Origin of the sequence: Kitasatospora sp. NPDC086791 (assembly GCF_040685975.1) — a bacterium.
In the GTDB taxonomy this organism is placed as follows: domain Bacteria; phylum Actinomycetota; class Actinomycetes; order Streptomycetales; family Streptomycetaceae; genus Kitasatospora.
Map to the genome: position 1 here is coordinate 164,007 of NZ_JBFBOC010000012.1, position 17,139 is coordinate 181,145.

The window sequence follows — 17,139 nt, forward strand, 5'->3', positions numbered from 1 at the left end:
GGCCGGCCGGAACCTCCGCCGTCCACCTTCGTCGTCGTCGGCACCGACGAAAGTCTCCCGGTCACACCGGCGGCGACGGCGGCCCGGCGGTGTCCGGACCGAAGGCCGTCAGCAGCAGCGCCACGTCGTCCACCCGGCGGGCGGAGCCGACTTCGCGCAGCAGCCGCTCGGCCTCCTCCTCCAGCCCCTCCCCCGGCTCGGCCCGGGCCATCGCGGCCCGCAACCGGTCCACGCCCTGGTCGATCGCCACCGCCGGATCCTCGACCAGCCCGTCCGTGTACAGGGCCAGTACCGAGCCCGGCCGCAGCCGCAGCTCGCTGACCGGGTACTCGGCCAGCTCGTCCACTCCCAGCAGCGGCCCGCCCGCCGCGTACAGCGCCTCGGCCCGCCCGTCCGGGTGCCGCAGCACCGGCGGCATGTGCCCGGCGCGGGCGATCCGGGCGGTGCCGTCGGCCGGGGTGAGCCGGACCAGGCAGCAGCTGGCGAGCAGCCCGGGGTCGAGGTCGAGCAGCAGCCGGTTGGTGCGGGCGAGCACCTGGTCGGGCGGGTCGTCGCCGGTCGCGAAGGCGCGGACCGCGCTGCGCAGCTGGCCCATCGTGGCGGCGGCGCCGACGCTGTGGCCCTCGACGTCGCCGATCACCAGGGTGACGTCCCCGTCGGTGACGATCACGTCGTACCAGTCGCCGCCGATCTCCATCCCCTGGGTGCCGGGCAGGTAGCGGGCGGTGATCCGGATCCCGGGCACGGCGGGGAGCCGGTGCGGCAGCAGCGCCTGCTGCAGCCCGCGGGCCAGCGTGAACTCGGCGTCGTACAGCCGGGCGCGCTCCAGCGCCTGGGCGATGAAGCCGCCGAGGGCGGTGAGCAGGCCGCGCTCCTCGACGGTGAACGGGCGCGGACGGTCGAAGCCGAGGATGCAGCTGCCGACCGGCCGGCCGGAGGCGATCAGCGGCAGGAACGCCCAGGCACCCATCTCGTCCAGGGCGAGGCCGGGGTAGGCGGCGGCGAGTTCGCGCACCGACTCGAAGAAGATCGGGGTGCCGGTGCTGAGGGCCTCCGCGCCCGGGACGCGGGCGTCGATCTGGGTGCCCTCGAAGCTGTCCAGGAAGCCGTCCGGGTAGCCGACCTGCGAGACCAGCTGCAGGTGCTGGTCGCGCACCGTGTAGATGGCCAGCTCCTCGCCGCCGAAGGCCGGCAGGATCTCCTCGGCCACCGCCCGGCAGACGTCGCGCACGGTGACCGCCTCGGTCAGCGCGCTGGCCAGCTGGAGCAGGTGGTGGGTGCTGCCGACGCCGGTGCGGACGGCCGGCGGCGGCATCGCCGGCGGCTCGGCGGCGCCCGGCGGCGGCTCGGCGGCGACCACCCGGCCGGTGACGCCGTGCGCGTCGGGGTAGAGCGAGAAGGCGAGCCAGTCGTCCGGCGGGCAGGCCGCCAGGAAGGTGGTGGGCCGCTTGGAGAGCAGCGCCGCGCGGTAGCGGTTCTCGTAGAAGGGGTCGGCGAGCCAGGGCAGCACGTCCCAGGGGTGGTGGCCGATCAGGTCCTCGCGGCGGGCCCGCAGCAGCGCCTCGGTGGCGCGGTTGGCGTACCGGATCCGGCCGTCCAGGTCGAGCGAGAACACGCCCTCGCGCAGTCGCTCGACGGCGGCCGCGGCGGCGGTCAGGCTCCGGACGTCCAGCACGGCGCCCACCAGGTGGGTCCGGCCGTCGGAGATCGCCTCCGGCACCCGCGCCCACAGTTCCACCGGGTACGGCAGGCCGTCCGGCCCGAGCACCCGGACCCGGGCGGCCAGCACCTCGCCGTTCCGCAGCGCCGTCCGGGCGGCGGCCCGGAACTGCGGCAGGTCGCCCGGGGCGATCCGGCCGTTCAGGGCGGCCACCGTGCCGTCGAACGCGCCCGGCCCGAACCCGAAGATCTCCCGGAACCGCGCGTCGGCGGAGAGCGCCCCGGTGGCCAGGTTCCAGTCGAACAGCCCGACCCGGGTGGTCGGCACCGACGGCGGCGTCAGCTCGACCACCGCCGGGTCCCCGCCCGGCTCCACCGGCTGCCCGGCCGCCTCCAACGCGGCCAGCCCGTCGCCCAGTTCGGCCGCGGCGGCGGAGATCGGCGGGCCCGCCGACTCCGGCACCCCGTCGTCCGAGACGGGCCACAGCGCGCTCAGCACCCCGAACCGCCGTTGGCCGTGCTCCACCGGCACGCAGGCGGACGCGAAGTCGTACGGCAGGCCGACCGCGAGCTGCGGGAAGCGCCGCATGGTGTCCTCGCCGCCGGAGAGCACGACCCGGTGCCCGGTCCGGAAGCAGACCGCGACCGGCAGCGGCCCGGTCGCCGCGATCCGCCGGAACGGGCTCATCACCGACAGCGGCACCCCCGCGATCGTCCGCAGCACCAGCGACCTGCGGTCCCGCGACACCAGGTACACCATCGCGCCGTACGCCCCGGTGGACCCGAGCACCCCGCGCACGGCGTCCGCGAGCAGTTCGTCCCGGAGGTGGTCCGACGGCCGGACCTTCTCCGGCGCGGACGGTGGGACGGCCCGGCGCACCACCGCGTCGGCCCCTGGCTCCCGCGGCCGGTCCTGCCCCGACCGCGCCCCAGGGGCCCCACCGGCCGCACGCGGATGGCGCATGCTCTTTTGCTACGCCGGGCCCGGAACGGTGTCAAGGCGAGCCGGCCCCGCCCCGAGCTGCCGCGCCGCCCCGATGGCCCCAGCATGGACGGCATGCCGAACACCTCCCGCCGCACCACCGTGGTCAACCTCAAGGGCCACCGCGACGACCCCGACTACCGGGACGCCGTCTACGTCGGCCGGGCCGTGCACCGCGGCGGCTGGCACCTCGACGAGTCCCCCCTGCACTGCCCGTACCGCCCGGGCCCCGACCTCACCCGCGAGCAGATGGTCGCCAGGTACCGCGACTACCTGCTCGCCCGCCCCGAGCTCCTCGCCCTCGTCCCGCCCCTGCGCGGCCACCGCCTCGCCTGCTGGTGCGCCCCGCTCCCCTGCCACGCCGACGTCCTCGCCGACCTCGCGGACCACCCGCCGGACCGGCCCCCGGCACAGCCCTGACGACCGGCGCCCCGGCGCCGCTCGCCTCCTTTCCCCCCTCTCCTCCCTCCACCGCGTCGCCACCCGCCGATCCGCGGGTTCCGGGCGGTTCGAGGGCTGTTCGATATCCTCCGGGCGGGTGGCGGCGTGGGGCCGCCGGTGGGGAAGCGAGAGCGGTATGCAGTCGCCGTCGTCCGGGAACGCCGCGCACGGGACGTCCTGGCAGTGGGACGGGGAGGAAGACAGCGACGGCGCGGCGGCCGAGGACGTGATCGGCGGGGGCGGGGACGGGCGGCGGCCGAGCCGGCGCCGGCTGCTGATCGGGGCCGGGGTGCTCGCGGCGGGCGGGGCCGGGTGGGCGTTCGGCCGTTCGGGTGCCGGCGAGGCGCTCCCCCCGCCGAAGCCGACCCGGCCGCAGCCCACCGCCCTCTCCGGGCCGACTCCCGTCTGGACCTACCGCGGCCCCGAGGTGATGACCCCGGCCCGGCTCACCGGCCCGCCGGGCCGTCCGGTCTACCTGTCCAGAAACGGCCTGCAGGTGCTCGACCCCGCCCGGGGCACCGCCGCCCGGCTGCTGGTCTTCGACCCGCCGGACAGCCGGGACTGGCCCAGCGACCTCGACCTGCTCGGCAAGGTCGTGATCGGGCCCGACCTCCTCTTCACCACCACCTACGAGGGCCACCTCGACGCCCGCCACTTCACCGACCCCGCCGCCGACTGGAGCCTGCCGCTGCCCGACGAGCTGCGGGGCCAGACCCGCCTCACCGGCTACGACCGCGGCATCCTCTACGGCTACTCCTGGGGCCGCCCCGGCCCCGACGACGCCCGGCCGGACAACCGCCTCTTCGCCCTGCGGGTCGCCGACCGCTCCTTCCTCTGGTCCGTCCCCACCGACCACGAGGAGCAGCCGGTCACCCCCGCCACCAGGATCGGCGGCCAGGTCGTGGCCTGCGTCCGCTTCCTCGGCTTCCGCGCCGAACTGGTGGCCCGGGACGCCGCCACCGGCCGCGAGCTGTGGACCGCCCCCGGCGACGAGGACCTGCGCTGGTGCGCCACCGGCTCGCAGGACGTCTACGTCCCCGACGGCAACGGCGGCGTGCGCATGCTGCGCCCCACCGGCGAACCGGGCTGGACGTACTCCCCCGCCCGGGGCGAGTCCTGGCGGGCGCTGCCGCCCGTCCCGGACGGCGCCCGGGTGTACGTCCCGACCGACCACGGCATCGTCACCTGTCACGACGCGGTCACCGGCGCGGTGGTCTGGACCTGTCGGCTGCCGTTCCTGCTGGACCGCCGCAGCCGTCCGGTGGTCGCGGCGAACACGCTGTTCGTCCCGGGTACGGCGACCGGCGGGGTCAGCGCGATCCACACCCCGACCGGCCGGCTGGGCTGGACCTTCCACGACTCCGGCCCGGGCAAGGACGTCTGGACCGTCGCCACCGACGGCGGCCGCCTGTACGCGGGCCACGACGACATCCTGCACGCCCTCCCGCTGAGCTGAGCGGCTCTCCGACGCGGCGCCGACCGCCCCCCCCCTGAGCCGAGCGGTGGCCCGGCACTGAGCCGACCGGCTCCCCGACCCGGCAGGATGGCCCGATGCAGGTACGCCCGATCTCCCCCGACAACCTGGCCGAGCTCCTCGCCGACCGCGTCACCACCCTGCCCGACGCCACCGGGCGCCGACTGCGGGTGGCCGTCGACGGCGCGGCGGCCGCCCGCCCCGAAGTGCTCGCCGACGCCCTGGTGGAGCCGCTGCGGCTGCGCGGCCGCCCCACGCTGCGGGTGTCGGCGGCCGACTTCCTGCGCCCGGCCTCGATCAGGCTGGAGTACGGCCACCACGACGCGGACGCCTTCCACGACCTCTGGCTGGACGACGGCGCCCTGCTGCGCGAGGTCCTCGACCCGCTGGAGCCCGGCGGCAGCGGCCGTGTCCTGCCCACCCTGCGCGACCCGGTCACCGACCGCTCCACCCGCGCCCTCTACACCCTGCTCCCGCCGAACGGCGTGCTGCTGCTGGACGGACCGCTCCTGCTCGGCCGCCGGCTGCCGCTGGACCTGACCGTCCACCTCGCCCTCACCCCGGCCGCCCTGGCCCGCCGCACCCCCGCCGACCAGCAGTGGACCCTGCCCGCCTTCGCCCGCTACGACGCGGAGACCGCCCCCGCCGAACTCGCCGACCTCACCGTCCGGATGGACGACCCCCGGCACCCGGCGCTGGTGGAGGCTCGGTAGCCCCGCCTCACCGCCACTGCGTCCTCCCCCGGCCGGCCCGGGCGGCCTCCGGAGCCGGACCGCGCTGGCAGTACGGGCACCAGAACACCGCCCGGTCGCGCGGCGGCGAGCCCTGACGTCCGGTCACCACCGGGGTGACGCAGCGCGGGCAGGGCCGGCCGGCCCGGCCGTAGACCCAGTGCTGGTAGCCGGGCCTGGTGTCACCGGTGGTGATGTGGCCGGGGCGCAGCTTGTTGGCTTCCAGCATCCGCTGGGCGCGCTCCACCAGCCGTTCGGGGTGCGGGAGTTCGCCGACCTCGGTCCACGGTGTCACGCCGGCCACGAAGCACAGTTCGTTGGCGTAGACGTTGCCGATCCCGGCCAGGTTGCGCTGGTCGAGCAGGGCCTCGATGACCGGGCGGCCGGGCCGGGCGAGGAGCCGGCGGACGGCCTCGACCGGGTCCCAGTCGGGGCCGAGCAGGTCCGGGCCGAGGTGGCCGACGATCCGCCGCTCGTCGCCGGTGCGCAGCAGTTCGACGACGGGGAGCCGGTAGCCGACGGCGGTGCCCCGGTCGGTGCCGAGGACGGCCCGGATCTGCCAGTCGGGGCCGCCGGTCCACCGCTCGCCCGGGCGGTAGAGCTCCCAGCGGCCGTCCATCCGGAGGTGGGTGTGCAGGGTGAGGCCGCCTTCGAGCCGGGTGAGCAGGTGCTTGCCGCGCGGGGTGACCTCCAGCACCCGGCGGCCGGCGAGTTCGGCGGTGGCGTGGGCGGGCACCCGCAGGTCGGCGCTGGTCAGCGGCTGTCCGGCGAGGGCCTCGTGCAGCCGGGCCGCCACGCGGTAGACGGAGTCACCTTCTGGCATGCCTCCATCCTCTCCCGCGCGGCGGCCCGGCGACGACCGGCCCCCGCCTCCCTGCCCACCGCCCTACTGCGGGGCCTGGCCCTCGCGGACCACGACGACCGGGCACGGCGCGTGCTCGGTGAGGTGGCGGCTGACCGAGCCGAGCAGCACGCCGGAGAACCCGCCGAGGCCGCGGCTGCCGACCACCAGCAGCGCCGCGCCCTCGGCCGCCTCCAGCAGGGCCTTGGCGGCGTTGCCGGGCATCACGCTCTCGCTGATCCGCACGGCCGGGCTGTCACCGACCACCTTGACGACGGTGTCGGAGAGGGTCTTGCCCGCGAGCTCCTCCGGGTTGACGGTCTCGGTGGTCGGCACGGGCTGCCCCGCCCAACCGTAGAAGGCGGGGTACTCCCAGGCGGCGATGGCGTTGACGGTGCCGCCGACGGCCTTCGCGTAGTCGACCGCCCAGCGCAGCGCCTGCTCCGAGGCGGGCGAGCCGTCCACGCCGACGACGATCCGGGGAATGGCGCTCATGGCCTTGCTCCTTCACTTTCTTCTGTCGGCCGGTGCAGCCGGGTGGGGCTCCTGACCGGTCCCGCCCCTTCGAACATAGGTCACACCGGGCCTGCGGCCGGTCTTTGCCGCGCCGACCGTGGCGCGGCCCGGCCCGCCGCCTGAGCGACGGATTCCGACTCAACTCCGGTAGGCAGCCCAGGAGTTCGCCATTCGCTGGGCCTGTCCGGAGGTGAACTGGCTCATGCACTCGTCGTAGCTGTAGTCCATGAAGTTGTGGATCGGGTCCAGGCCGACGCCGGGGCAGGTGTCCCGACCCTCGGGGCAGCCGAAGGCCGCGCTGCGCTCGGGCGGGGTGTCGGCCACGTAGTCGCCCGGGGGCAGGCAGCCGCCCTGGAAGGTGTGGAAGAGGCCGAGCCAGTGGCCGGTCTCGTGGGTGACGGTGTTGCCCTCGTTGTAGTGGGTGGCGGAACCGCCGGGCAGCGAGGCGTCGAGCACGACCACACCGTCGTCGGTCGGGTCCGACCGGTACTCGTTCGGGAAGGTCGACCAGCCGAGCAGGGACTGCCCGAGGTGGGCGGTGTAGAGGTTGAGGGTGCCCTGGTCGCCCTTGCGCAGGGCGGTCTTCATCTCCCGCTCGGCAGCCGAACCGGGCGTCATGCCGGTGTACCAGGAGGCGTTGTCGGTCCGGTCGGTGCCGGCCAGCTCGAACCGGAACTGGGTCGGGGTGTTGCCCTCGCCCTGGCCGCCGTAGGTGGCGTTGAGGTGGTCGATCTGGTCAGCGACCGCGCGGTCGTCCAGGTTCCCGGAGTCGCCGGCGTGGATCACGTGGACGTAGACCCGGACGGTGGTCGGGGAGCCGATCTGCGCACGGGCGGTGCCGAGGCCGGCGAGCCGGTCGTCCAGGTCGGCCTGCATCGCCCGGGCCCGGGCCGCGCTGACGGCGTTCGGGTCCTTCCCGGCCTGGCTGCCGGCCGGCTTCCGGGCGGCGGCCCCGCTGTCGGCGGCGTCGGCGGCCCCGGCGGCGGCGCCGTCGCAGACGGTCGTCGGGCCGACGGCGGCGGCGCGCTGCGGAGCCGGCGCCGCGAACTGGCTCAGGCCGGCGGCGGCCACCAGCACGGCGGCGCAGGGGAACAGGCGGGGGGCACGCGAGCGCACCCGGGCAGTACGGCGCATCTGCGCTCCTGACGGGGGAGTCGACGGGGGTCTCGGCCACGCCCTGGCGTGCTCCGGCCGGACCCGCCGGCCCGGTGCCCGGCGCGGACTTGCCGAGATTACGACGCCGAGAAGTCGATCTCCCGCAGGGCGCGCGCGGCGGCCCGGTCGAGTACCACGGCCGACGCACAGCCGGCCGGCAGCCGGCCGGCCCCGATCCACCGGCGCAGCCGGGCGACCCCGGAGCGGTGCCGGGCGAAGGCGTAGCGGGAGACGCCGCGCCCGCGCCGCCGTTGCCCGGCCAGCGCCTCGGCCGGGTCGACGTCGAGCAGCAGCAGGTGCACCCGGCGGCCCTGGCCGGCGGCGGCGCGGGCGAGCCAGGCCCGTACCCAGGGCAGCGTGCCGCAGTCGTGCACCGCGAGCGGACCGCCGTCCAGCACGGCGCGGCGCAGCCGCCGGTAGTGCGCGAGCCGGGCGAGCGGACGGTAGAGGGCGTACGGGAGGCGGCCCGGCAGCCGGGCCGCGTACTCCTCGCGGACCAGCTGGGAGTCGATCAGCGGGGCGCGGACGCAGCGGCGCATCAGGGTGCTCTTGCCGCTGCCGGGCAGGCCGGTGACGACCAGCAGGTCACCGGCGGGGTAGTGCAGGACCGTCGGGCCCGGTCCGCGCAGCTCGTGCAGCGCGGGCGGGTCCTGCGCGGCGGGCGGGTCGTGCGACGGGGGCAGGACGAGGCGTTCCCCGGCGGTGCGCGGCGGCGGGACGCCCGGCACCGCCGCCCGCGCCGTTCTCGTCCCGCTCACCGGTTCTCCCCCCGCCGTTCCCTCCCCAGGAGCATGGCGCATTCCCAAGAACGAGTAAAGGGCGGAGGTCACGACGGGCCTGGTCGGATCCTCGGTCGGGTCCTCGCCGGGGCCGCCCCGGCGAGGACCCGACCGGGCCCGGTGGTCAGCCGAGCTGCGGGGCGATCCGGGAGGCGATCAGCTCCAGGTGGTCGAGGTCGTCCAGGTCGAGGATCTGCAGGTAGATCCGCTCGCTGCCGACGGCCGCGAACCGGCCGATCCGCTCGACCACCTCGTCCGGGGTGCCGGCCAGGCCGTTGGCCTTCAGCTCCTCGACCTCGCGGCCGATGGCGGCGGCCCGGCGGGCCACCTCGGCGTCGTCCCGGCCGACGCAGGCGACCAGGGCGTTGGAGTAGACCAGGTCGTCGGCCGAGCGCCCGGCCTGCTCGACGGCGGCGCGGACCCGGCCGAACTGGGCGGCGGAGTCGTCCACCGAGGCGAACGGCAGGTTGAACTCGTCGGCGAAGCGGGCGGCCAGCGCCGGGGTGCGCTTCGGGCCGTGGCCGCCGACCAGCACCGGGATGCGGTCCTGGGCGGGCTTGGGCAGCGCGGGCGAGTCGGTCAGCGTGTAGTACTCGCCGGCGAAGTCGAAGGTGTCGCCGAGCTTGGTGTTCCACAGCCCGGTGATGATCGCCAGCTGCTCCTCCAGCCGCCCGAACTTCTCCTTGGGGAAGGGAATGCCGTAGGCGGTGTGCTCGGCCTCGTACCAGCCGGCGCCGAGGCCGAACTCGACCCGGCCGCCGCTCATCGCGTCGACCTGGGCGACCTGGATCGCGGTGACGCCGGGCAGCCGGAAGGTGCCGGCGGTCATCAGGGTGCCGAGGCGGATGGTGCGGGTGTCGCGGGCGAGGCCGGCCAGGGTGATCCAGGCGTCGGTGGGGCCGGGCAGGCCGTCGACGTCACCCATCTTCAGGTAGTGGTCGGAACGGAAGAAGGCGCTGAAGGCACCGAGCTCCTCGGCGGTGCGGGCCACCTTCAGGAGGGTGTCGTAGCTCGCGCCCTGCTGCGGTTCGGTGAAGATGCGGAGATCCATGCCGACCATTCTGGTACCGACCACCCGGCCGTGAGCGCACGGAACCGGCCAGACCACGGAACGTGCCGGCCGCTCGCCCCGGGTGGCCAAGGTCTCAGCACGGAAGCGTCACGCCCGACCGTTCCCGCCGGGGGCTCGCCTACCGTGGACGGATGTTCGCGACCCCCGACGAATCCTTCCGGCCCTCCCCCGACGGGCCGGCCGGCTGCCCGCTGCCCGGCATCGTGACGGCGTTCACGCCGCGGCTGGCCGAGTTCGCCTTCGAGCCCGGCTTCGTCGCGGCGGTCGACCAGCACGCGGCGATGCTGCGCGAGCTGCTGTACGCGCAGGGGCCGGAGCTCGCGCCCCGGCCCCTGGACCGTGAGGAACTGGCGGACTACACCCTGGGATTCCTGGACGCGCTCACCGAGATCGGCTGGCGGGAGCCGGTCGGCTACGACTACGCCGTGCTCCGGCTCACCGCGATCTGCTGGCTGGTGCGCGAGCAGGGCCTGCTGGAAGCCTGAGGCTCCGCCCGCCCGTCGCCGGTCCCGCCAGCCGTCCCGTCGCCCGTGCTGTCAGCCGTCCGTCGCCCGTCCCCGTCACCGTCACCGGTCCTCGCCGGGCTCGGCGCCCGGGGCCGGCGGGATGCCCGGTGCGGGCGGGGTGCCCCGGCCGGTCTGGGCGGTCGGCCGGACCGGCTGGTTGGCCAGCGCGTCGGAGCGGCCGGCCTGGTACGCGCTGCCGCGCAGCTTCGCGGTCTCCTGCTCGGCACTGTCCAGCCACCGCTCCCAGCGCTGGCGCATCGGCATGATCAGGCCGCCGCCGACCCCGACCACCAGCACGCCGGTGATGGTGGCGAGCACGGCGATCAGCAGCGGCGTGGTGATCGCGGTCGCGATCCCGACCTGTCCCAGGGCGGCGATCACGCCGAGCGCGACGATGAACGACCAGGCCGTGGTCGCGACCGCCCGGCCGTACGAGGCGCCGGAGAGCGAGTTGCCCACGATGTCGCGCACGCCGTTGGCGATGGCCATCGCGACCACCACGATCACGACGGCGACGATGGCACGGGGCAGCCAGGCGACCACGCTGTGGATCATCACGCTGATCGGGTTCGGGCCGAAGACGCCGAACGCCGGCTGCAGGGCCATCAGCAGGATGATGTAGGACACGACCTTGCAGACGATGCCGGTCAGGTCGTACTTCGAGCCGGCCAGGCGCGCGGCCATCCCGGACCGCCGCGACCCGTTCCGACCCGAGCCTGCGCATCACCCGGTCGAGCAGCTTGGCGAGGGCCTTGGCCACGAACCAGCCGATGACCAGGATCACCAGGAAGGCGATGAACTGCGGGATGACCTTGGCGATCTTGGACCAGGCCTCGGTGAAGCCCGATCCGAAGTCGACGGACAGTGCGAGCTGCTGAGCCACGAAGTCCTCCACTCGGTGACACGGCGCCACGAGCGGGCGCGGCGGCCCCCGCCCTTCGTGGATAGCAGGCCCCCCTCCGGGCCGCGCGCGCCCGGTGTCCGGGATGGTCCCCTCGGGTGAACGGCCGGCCGGTCCGCACGCGTACAGTGGCGGTCCGGGGGGCGGGCTACGGGGGCGGGACGGACAGGACGGTGCGGCAGTGAGCGGTACGACGGCGGACAGCGCGGTGGGGCACCGGGCGCTGCACTGGCGGACCCGTCCCGAACGGGCCCGGGCCGCCGTCCTGGTGCTGCACGGCGGCGAGGAGCACAACCTCGCCCGGCCCGGCCGGCTCAACCTCCCCCTGCTGCGGATGCACGGCTTCCTGCGCTCCCTGACCGGGGCCACGGCGGAGACCGGAGTGGCCGTCGCCACCGTCCGCTACCGCCACCGGGGCTGGAACGGCGAGCGCGCCGACGCCGCCCGGGACGCGCTCACCGCACTCGACGAACTGGCCGCGCTGCTGGGCCCGGTCCCCACCGTCCTGATCGGCCACTCGATGGGCGGCCGGGCCGCCCTGCAGGCCGGCGGACACCCCTCCGTCACCGGACTGGTCGTGCTCGCCCCGTGGTGCCCGCCCGAGGACCCGTGCGAACAGCTCGCCGACCGGGACGTGCTGCTGCTGCACGGCGACCGCGACACCGTCACCCTGCCCGCCGACACCCGCGCCTTCGCCGCCCGCAGCCGCGCCGCGGGCGCCCGGGTCTGCGGCTACACCGTCACCGGCAGCGGCCACGCCATGCTCCAGCGCGTCCGCGACTGGCACCGCGCCACCACCCGCCTCACCGCCGGCCTCCTCGGGCTGCAGCCCCTCCCCGCCGAAGCCGCCTCCGCCCTCGCCCTCCCGTCCGCCTCCCCCGAAGCCCTCACCCTCCCGCTCCCCCGCCAGCCCCGCCGCACCCCGGCCCTCCCGCCCGACCTCTGACGGCCGGCCCCTTCCCGGCCGGCCCCGACCGGGGGCAGTGGGTGAAGGCGGCGGTCAGGCGGCGCCGGGGCCGGCGGTGCGGGACGCGAGGCGGCCGGCCAGGAGGGCTTCGCCGAGCGGGGTGGGGCGGTGGGTCACGGTGCGGCCGGTGCGGTCCTTGGCGGTGAGGCCGGAGTCGGCGAGGACGGTGGCGTGCTCGCTCGCGGAGGCGGAGGAGATGCCCAGGTGGGCCGCCAACTCCTTGGTGGAGCAGGGCCCGTGGGTGGCGATCGCGTCCAGGGCGGCGGCCCTGGTCTGGCCGAGCAGGGCGGTCAGGGTACGGCTGGGGGTCGGTTCGGTCTCGGCGCGCAAGGGTCCACCGATCCGGGCCGGGTAGAGGAGCACGGGCTGCTGCTCCGGGTCTTCGAAGCGGGCGATGACGGGGCGGCGGGGGCCGAACACGCAGGGCTGGAGCAGTAACCCGCGGCCGTCCAGCCGCACGTCGTGCCGGCACCGGTTCGCCAGCGGGAAGCTGAGCACCGGGCGGCGCCAGGACACCGCGGGGTGCAGCGTGCCGAGGACCCGGTCCGGCTCGGCGGTCCGGTGCCACCGCCCGTGCTCGGTGGTCACGATGGTCTCGATCTGCCGCCGGTAGGGGTCGATCGCCCGGACCTGGTAGTCGGCGGTGACGTTGCCGAGCAGCCTCCTGGCCCGCCGGTCACCGGCCGCCACGCCGCGCGCGAAGGCGCTCAACTCCCGCTCCCCGCCGACCGAGCGCAGGTGGTCGCGCAGCGGTGCCTCGGGGGCTTCGGCGGTGGCGCTCTCGGTGGCGCCCGGGTCGCGCCGCACGGCGAGGAACTCCGGGATCGCCGACGCGGTGTAGAGGTCGAACAGCAGCGCGGTGCGCGGGTTCCAGGACGCCCGCAGGTGGTCCCGCCAGCCCTCGAAGCGCGGATCACGCAGCCCGCTCACCAAGGCGTGCACGCTGAGGGACAGCTCCATCGACATGTCGGGGCGCTCCGCGACCCGGACCCGCGCCAGGTCGTCCGCACCGAAGATGATTCGCAGCACGACCGCGATCGTCACCCCGGGACCGGCACCTCCGCAAGACCGTTCGGCGAGAACCGAATCGTCCGGGCGGCGCCCCTTGCCCGCACCGGGATAGCCTCGACCGGGGCCGGGACCGCCCCGACCTGGACGTCGCGCCCGGGCCCGTCACGCCCTGGTCGCCGCGACCGGTGTCACGGCAACCGGACGGTGAACGCCGTACGGCCCGGCCGGCTGGCCGCGTCCACCGTGCCGCCGTGCGCCTGGACGACGGCCCGGACGATCGCCAGCCCGAGCCCGGTCGAGCCGGTGGCCCGCGAGCGGGCCCGGTCGCCGCGGACGAAGCGCTCGAAGACCCGGTCGAGCAGCTCCGGCGCGATCCCCGGCCCGTCGTCGGCGACGCTCAACTCGACCTGGCCGCCGGTCCGGTCGCGTTCGAGCCGCAGCTCCACGCCGGTGCCGGGCGGGGTGTGGGACCGGGCGTTGGCCAGCAGGTTGGCCACCACCTGGCTCAGCCGGTGCTCGTCGCCGCGGATCACGACCGGCTCCTCGGGCAGGGCGAGGCGCCAGCGGTGCTCCGGTCCGGCGGCGCGGGCGTCGGCCACCGCGTTGAGGGCGATCCGGGTCAGGTCCACCTCGGCGGCGGCCAGCGGGCGGCCGGCGTCCAGCCGGGCGAGCAGTAGCAGGTCCTCCACGATCGCCCCCATCCGCACCGCCTCGGCGTCGATCCGCTCCAGCGAGTGCCGGACCGGCGCCGGCACGGCCCCGGGGTGGCGCAGCGCCAGCTCGGCGTGGCCCCGCACGGCCGCGACCGGGGTACGCAGTTCGTGGCTGGCGTCGGCGGCGAAGGCCCGCAGCCGCTCCTCCACCGCGTGGCGGCGGGCCAGGGCGTCGCCGACGTGGCCGAGCATCCGGTTGAGCGCGGCGCCGACCCGGCCGACCTCGGTGCGCGGGTCGTCGTCCGGCACGCGTTCGGCCAGCAGGACCTCGCCGCTGGCGAGCGGCATCGCGCTGACCCGCTCGGCCATGCCCACCACCCGCTGCAGCGGGCGCAGCGACCAGCGCACCAGGAGCGCCCCGGCCGTGCCGGCGGCCACGACGGCGATCGCGAACACCGTCAGTTCCAGGGTCTCCAGCCGTCGGACGGTCTCCTCGGCCGGGCGCAGCGGCAGGCCGCTGACCAGCACGTCGCCGTCCCGCCCGGCGACCGCGCGGACCCGGTAGTGTCCCTGCGCCCCGCCGAGGTCGAGGGTGCGGGCCGGGCCGCCGGCCGGCAGGGCGGCGAGCGCACGCTGCTGGGCGGGGGTGAAGGTGATCCGGTCGTCCTCGTCGTCGGGGCCGTCCGTGTCGTCGGCGTCGCCGTCGACCACGCCCGCCGCGGTCACCCGGCCGCCGATCAGCCGGACGCCGAGGGTGCCCGGGGTCTGGGCCCGGGTGTCGGGGCCGGTGCCCTGGCCGGCGTGCTCCAGGCTCGCGGCGTAGCGTCCGCCGGACTCGGCGAGCTGCTGGTCGAGGCGGTCGACCAGGAAGTGCCGCAGCGCGGCGGTGGTGGCGAAGCCGACGGCGGCGCAGGTGACGACGAGCAGCACCAGCAGGCCGGCGATCAGGCGGGCGCGCAGGGTGCGCGGGGCCGGCCGGAGGCGGGTCCTGCGGGAGTCCCGCCCGGTGGCACCCGGCTTCAGGGGGCCCGGTTTCACTGCCTCCGGCCTCACGGCGTCCGGCCTCACGGCGCGGCCTTGATCAGGTACCCCGCGCCGCGCACCGTGTGGATCATCGGGCTCCGGCCGGCGTCGACCTTCTTCCGCAGGTAGCTGATGTACAGCTCCACGATGTGCGCCTGCCCGCCGAAGTCGTAGGACCAGACCGCGTCCAGGATCTGCGCCTTGCTGAGCACCTGCCGGGGGTGGCGCATCAGGTGGGCCAGCAGCGCGTACTCGGTCGGGCTGAGCTCGACGGTCTCGCCGCCGCGGGTCACCTCGCGGGCCCGGTCGTCCAGGACCAGGTCGCCGAGCACCAGCGCGTGCGCCGGCGGCCGGCCGAGCGCGGCGGGCGGGGCGGCCCGGCGCAGCAGGCCGCGCAGCCGGACGACCACCTCGGCCAGGCTGAACGGTTTGGTCACGTAGTCGTCGCCGCCCGCGGCGATGCCCGCGATCCGCTCCTCGACGGCGTCCCGGGCGGTGAGGAAGAGCACCCGCACCTCGGGCTGCTCGGCGTGGACGCGGCGCAGCACCTCCAGGCCGTCGAGGTCGGGCAGCATCACGTCGAGCACCACGGCGTGCGGGCGCCACGCCGCGGCGGCCTCGACGGCGGCCAGGCCGGTGGTCGCGCCGCGTGCCTGCCAGCCCTCGTAGCGGACGGCGCCGCAGACCACCTCGACCAGGTCCGGTTCGTCGTCGACGACCAGCACCCGCCACTCCGGGCGGTCGGCGGTGTCGTCCATGCTGCTCCCTCGGGCTCGGGCCTGGTCGGTGCCGGGCCCGCGCCGGGCCCGTGTGGGCAGCGCTCATTCTGCACCGCCGCGATGAGAAAGCCGTGAGACCTGCGGAAGCCGTTCGTAGGCCGGCACAACCGGCCTGACCTGGCCTGATGTCGATGATCAAGGGGGCGGAGCACAGGGTCGCTCAGAGGCGGCTCAGAGCTTGCGGTGCCATCGTGGGCGGCCTCGGCGGCACCCGCCGCCGGGCGCTGAGGAGGTTCCCGATGAGCACTGCCGCCGCACCGGAGTCGCGGCCCGGGCCCCGGCCGACGCCCGTTCACGGGGGTCACCGGGGCCGGCGGGCCGCGGGCCGCCCGCTGTTCGCCCTGGACCCGGCCGTCGCGCTCGGTCTGATCGCCGCCGGCACGCTCGTCGTGCTCGGCCTGTGGTGGACGGGCACGCCGTCGGTCGTCGGCGCGGCCGGCTGGCTGACCGGCGCCGGGCGGATCACCGGACTGCTCGCCGGGTACGCCGCCCCGGTCCTGCTCCTGCTGATGGCCCGGCTGCCGCCGCTGGAGCGCGGGGTCGGCGCGGACCGGTTGGCCCGCTGGCACGCGTTCGGCGGGCGCTGGCTGGTGGCCGCCGTCTCGGTGCACGTCCTGACGATCGTCTGGGGCTACGCGCTGACCGACGGGCGCGGCCTGGTCGGGGAGGGCGTGGAGATCGTCTTCCACTACCCCGAGATGATCAAGGCCACCCTGGGCACCTTGCTGCTGCTCGGCACCGGTGCGGTCTCCGCCCGGGCCGCGCGCCGCCGCCTGTCGTACGAGGCCTGGTACTACCTGCACCTGGCCACCTACCTGGCGGTGGCGCTGAGCTTCTCCCACCAGTTGGCCACCGGCGCCGACCTCGGCGGCGGCCCCGGCCAGGCCGCCTGGTACGCGCTCTACTTCGGGACGGCGGCGCTGCTCGGCTGGTACCGGCTGGCCCGGCCGTGGCTGCTCGACCGGCGGCACCGGCTGCAGGTCGCGGAGGTCCGGCCGGAGGGCCCCGGCGTGGTCTCGCTGTACCTGACCGGACAGCGGCTGGACGAACTCCGCGCCGAGCCCGGGCAGTTCTTCCGCCTCCAGTTCCAGGCACCCGGCCTGCGCTGGGCCGCCAACCCGTACTCACTGTCCGCGCCGCCGCACCCGCGGTTCCTGCGCTTCACGGTCAAGGACCTCGGCGGGCACAGCGCCGCGGTCGCCGCTCTGAGCCGGGGCACCCGGGTGCGCGCCGAGGGCCCGTACGGCGCGTTCACCGCACGGCGCCTGCGGCAGCGCCGGGTGCTGCTGCTCGGGGCGGGCGTCGGGATCACCCCGCTGCGTGCCCTGTTCGAGACGCTGCCGGGCGAGCTGACGCTGGTCCAGCGGGCCCGGCGACCGGAGGACCTGCTGTTCCGGGCCGAACTGGCCGAGGTCGCCCGGCGGCGCGGCGCGGTCGCGCACGAGCTGCTCGGCTCGCGGGAGCAGGTCGGCGACCTCGGCGCCGCGCTCGCCCGGCTCGTCCCGGACCTCGCCGAGCACGAGGTCTACCTGTGCGGCCCGGAGGCGCTGACCGCGGAGGCCGTCCGCGCGCTGCGGGCGGCGGGGGTCGCGCCGGGACGCATCCACCACGAGAACTTTTCCTTCTGAGGCCGGCCGAGTCCCGCCGAG

16 protein-coding genes and 1 pseudogene are annotated in these 17,139 nt (G+C 76.1%); 6 read left to right on the forward strand and 11 right to left on the reverse strand.

The window, feature by feature from the left end:
• Positions 1 to 61 precede the first annotated feature (61 nt).
• Complete coding sequence (locus AB0Q99_RS18975) at positions 62 to 2,623, reverse strand: SpoIIE family protein phosphatase (protein ID WP_363573180.1); 2,562 nt, start codon at positions 2,621 to 2,623, stop codon at positions 62 to 64.
• A gap of 93 nt (positions 2,624 to 2,716) precedes the next feature.
• Between AB0Q99_RS18975 and AB0Q99_RS18980 the strand changes: the two genes are divergently transcribed.
• The 3 genes from AB0Q99_RS18980 to AB0Q99_RS18990 all read left to right on the forward strand — a co-directional run bounded on the left by AB0Q99_RS18980 (position 2,717) and on the right by AB0Q99_RS18990 (position 5,269).
• Positions 2,717 to 3,061 carry a DUF4326 domain-containing protein gene (locus AB0Q99_RS18980; RefSeq protein WP_363573182.1) on the forward strand — a complete coding sequence of 115 codons (345 nt, stop codon included), beginning with the start codon at positions 2,717 to 2,719 and terminating at the stop codon, positions 3,059 to 3,061.
• Between the two features lie 157 nt (positions 3,062 to 3,218).
• Positions 3,219 to 4,538 carry a PQQ-binding-like beta-propeller repeat protein gene (locus AB0Q99_RS18985; protein ID WP_363573183.1) on the forward strand — a complete coding sequence of 440 codons (1,320 nt, stop codon included), beginning with the start codon at positions 3,219 to 3,221 and terminating at the stop codon, positions 4,536 to 4,538.
• Positions 4,539 to 4,633: 95 nt separating this feature from the next.
• Positions 4,634 to 5,269, forward strand: coding sequence for a uridine kinase (locus AB0Q99_RS18990; protein ID WP_363573185.1), 636 nt, complete (start codon positions 4,634 to 4,636; stop codon positions 5,267 to 5,269).
• A gap of 7 nt (positions 5,270 to 5,276) precedes the next feature.
• Here the strand turns inward: AB0Q99_RS18990 and AB0Q99_RS18995 are convergent, their stop codons facing one another.
• The 5 genes from AB0Q99_RS18995 to AB0Q99_RS19015 all read right to left on the reverse strand — a co-directional run bounded on the left by AB0Q99_RS18995 (position 5,277) and on the right by AB0Q99_RS19015 (position 9,629).
• On the reverse strand, positions 5,277 to 6,110 hold the full coding sequence (locus tag AB0Q99_RS18995) for a DNA-formamidopyrimidine glycosylase family protein (protein ID WP_363573187.1): 834 nt from the start codon (positions 6,108 to 6,110) through the stop codon (positions 5,277 to 5,279).
• A 63-nt stretch (positions 6,111 to 6,173) separates the two neighbouring features.
• A complete protein-coding gene (locus AB0Q99_RS19000; protein ID WP_363573189.1) occupies positions 6,174 to 6,623 on the reverse strand; it encodes a universal stress protein in 450 nt (149 codons plus the stop codon).
• Between the two features lie 159 nt (positions 6,624 to 6,782).
• Positions 6,783 to 7,778 carry a zinc metalloprotease gene (locus AB0Q99_RS19005; protein WP_363573191.1) on the reverse strand — a complete coding sequence of 332 codons (996 nt, stop codon included), beginning with the start codon at positions 7,776 to 7,778 and terminating at the stop codon, positions 6,783 to 6,785.
• A gap of 98 nt (positions 7,779 to 7,876) precedes the next feature.
• Entirely contained in the window at positions 7,877 to 8,437 is a 561-nt protein-coding gene (locus tag AB0Q99_RS19010; RefSeq protein ID WP_363573242.1) for an AAA family ATPase, read from the reverse strand.
• Between the two features lie 265 nt (positions 8,438 to 8,702).
• Positions 8,703 to 9,629, reverse strand: coding sequence for an LLM class F420-dependent oxidoreductase (locus AB0Q99_RS19015; protein ID WP_363573193.1), 927 nt, complete (start codon positions 9,627 to 9,629; stop codon positions 8,703 to 8,705).
• A 152-nt stretch (positions 9,630 to 9,781) separates the two neighbouring features.
• Between AB0Q99_RS19015 and AB0Q99_RS19020 the strand changes: the two genes are divergently transcribed.
• Positions 9,782 to 10,135, forward strand: a complete 354-nt coding sequence (locus AB0Q99_RS19020; protein WP_363573195.1) for a DUF6401 family natural product biosynthesis protein — start codon at positions 9,782 to 9,784, stop codon at positions 10,133 to 10,135.
• Positions 10,136 to 10,216: 81 nt separating this feature from the next.
• Here AB0Q99_RS19020 and AB0Q99_RS19025 read toward each other — a convergent pair whose 3' ends face one another.
• On the reverse strand, positions 10,217 to 10,840 hold the full coding sequence (locus AB0Q99_RS19025; protein ID WP_363573197.1) for a hypothetical protein: 624 nt from the start codon (positions 10,838 to 10,840) through the stop codon (positions 10,217 to 10,219).
• A 76-nt stretch (positions 10,841 to 10,916) separates the two neighbouring features.
• Positions 10,917 to 11,069, reverse strand: a pseudogene (locus tag AB0Q99_RS19030) (hypothetical protein); the annotation flags it as partial.
• Positions 11,070 to 11,238: 169 nt separating this feature from the next.
• Here AB0Q99_RS19030 and AB0Q99_RS19035 point away from each other — a divergent pair.
• Positions 11,239 to 12,003, forward strand: coding sequence for an alpha/beta fold hydrolase (locus AB0Q99_RS19035; protein WP_363573199.1), 765 nt, complete (start codon positions 11,239 to 11,241; stop codon positions 12,001 to 12,003).
• Between the two features lie 54 nt (positions 12,004 to 12,057).
• On the opposite strand, the gene AB0Q99_RS19040 is transcribed toward AB0Q99_RS19035, so the two are convergent.
• The 3 genes from AB0Q99_RS19040 to AB0Q99_RS19050 form a co-directional block, all read right to left on the reverse strand.
• The gene (locus AB0Q99_RS19040) at positions 12,058 to 13,053 is read right to left on the reverse strand and encodes a winged helix-turn-helix domain-containing protein (RefSeq protein ID WP_363573201.1); all 996 of its coding nucleotides are present in this window, start codon (positions 13,051 to 13,053) and stop codon (positions 12,058 to 12,060) included.
• Between the two features lie 170 nt (positions 13,054 to 13,223).
• Entirely contained in the window at positions 13,224 to 14,726 is a 1,503-nt protein-coding gene (locus AB0Q99_RS19045; protein WP_363573203.1) for a HAMP domain-containing sensor histidine kinase, read from the reverse strand.
• A 26-nt stretch (positions 14,727 to 14,752) separates the two neighbouring features.
• Complete coding sequence (locus AB0Q99_RS19050; protein WP_363573205.1) at positions 14,753 to 15,469, reverse strand: response regulator transcription factor; 717 nt, start codon at positions 15,467 to 15,469, stop codon at positions 14,753 to 14,755.
• Between the two features lie 260 nt (positions 15,470 to 15,729).
• Between AB0Q99_RS19050 and AB0Q99_RS19055 the strand changes: the two genes are divergently transcribed.
• Entirely contained in the window at positions 15,730 to 17,118 is a 1,389-nt protein-coding gene (locus tag AB0Q99_RS19055; protein ID WP_363573207.1) for a ferredoxin reductase family protein, read from the forward strand.
• The last annotated feature ends 21 nt before the right edge of the window (positions 17,119 to 17,139 follow it).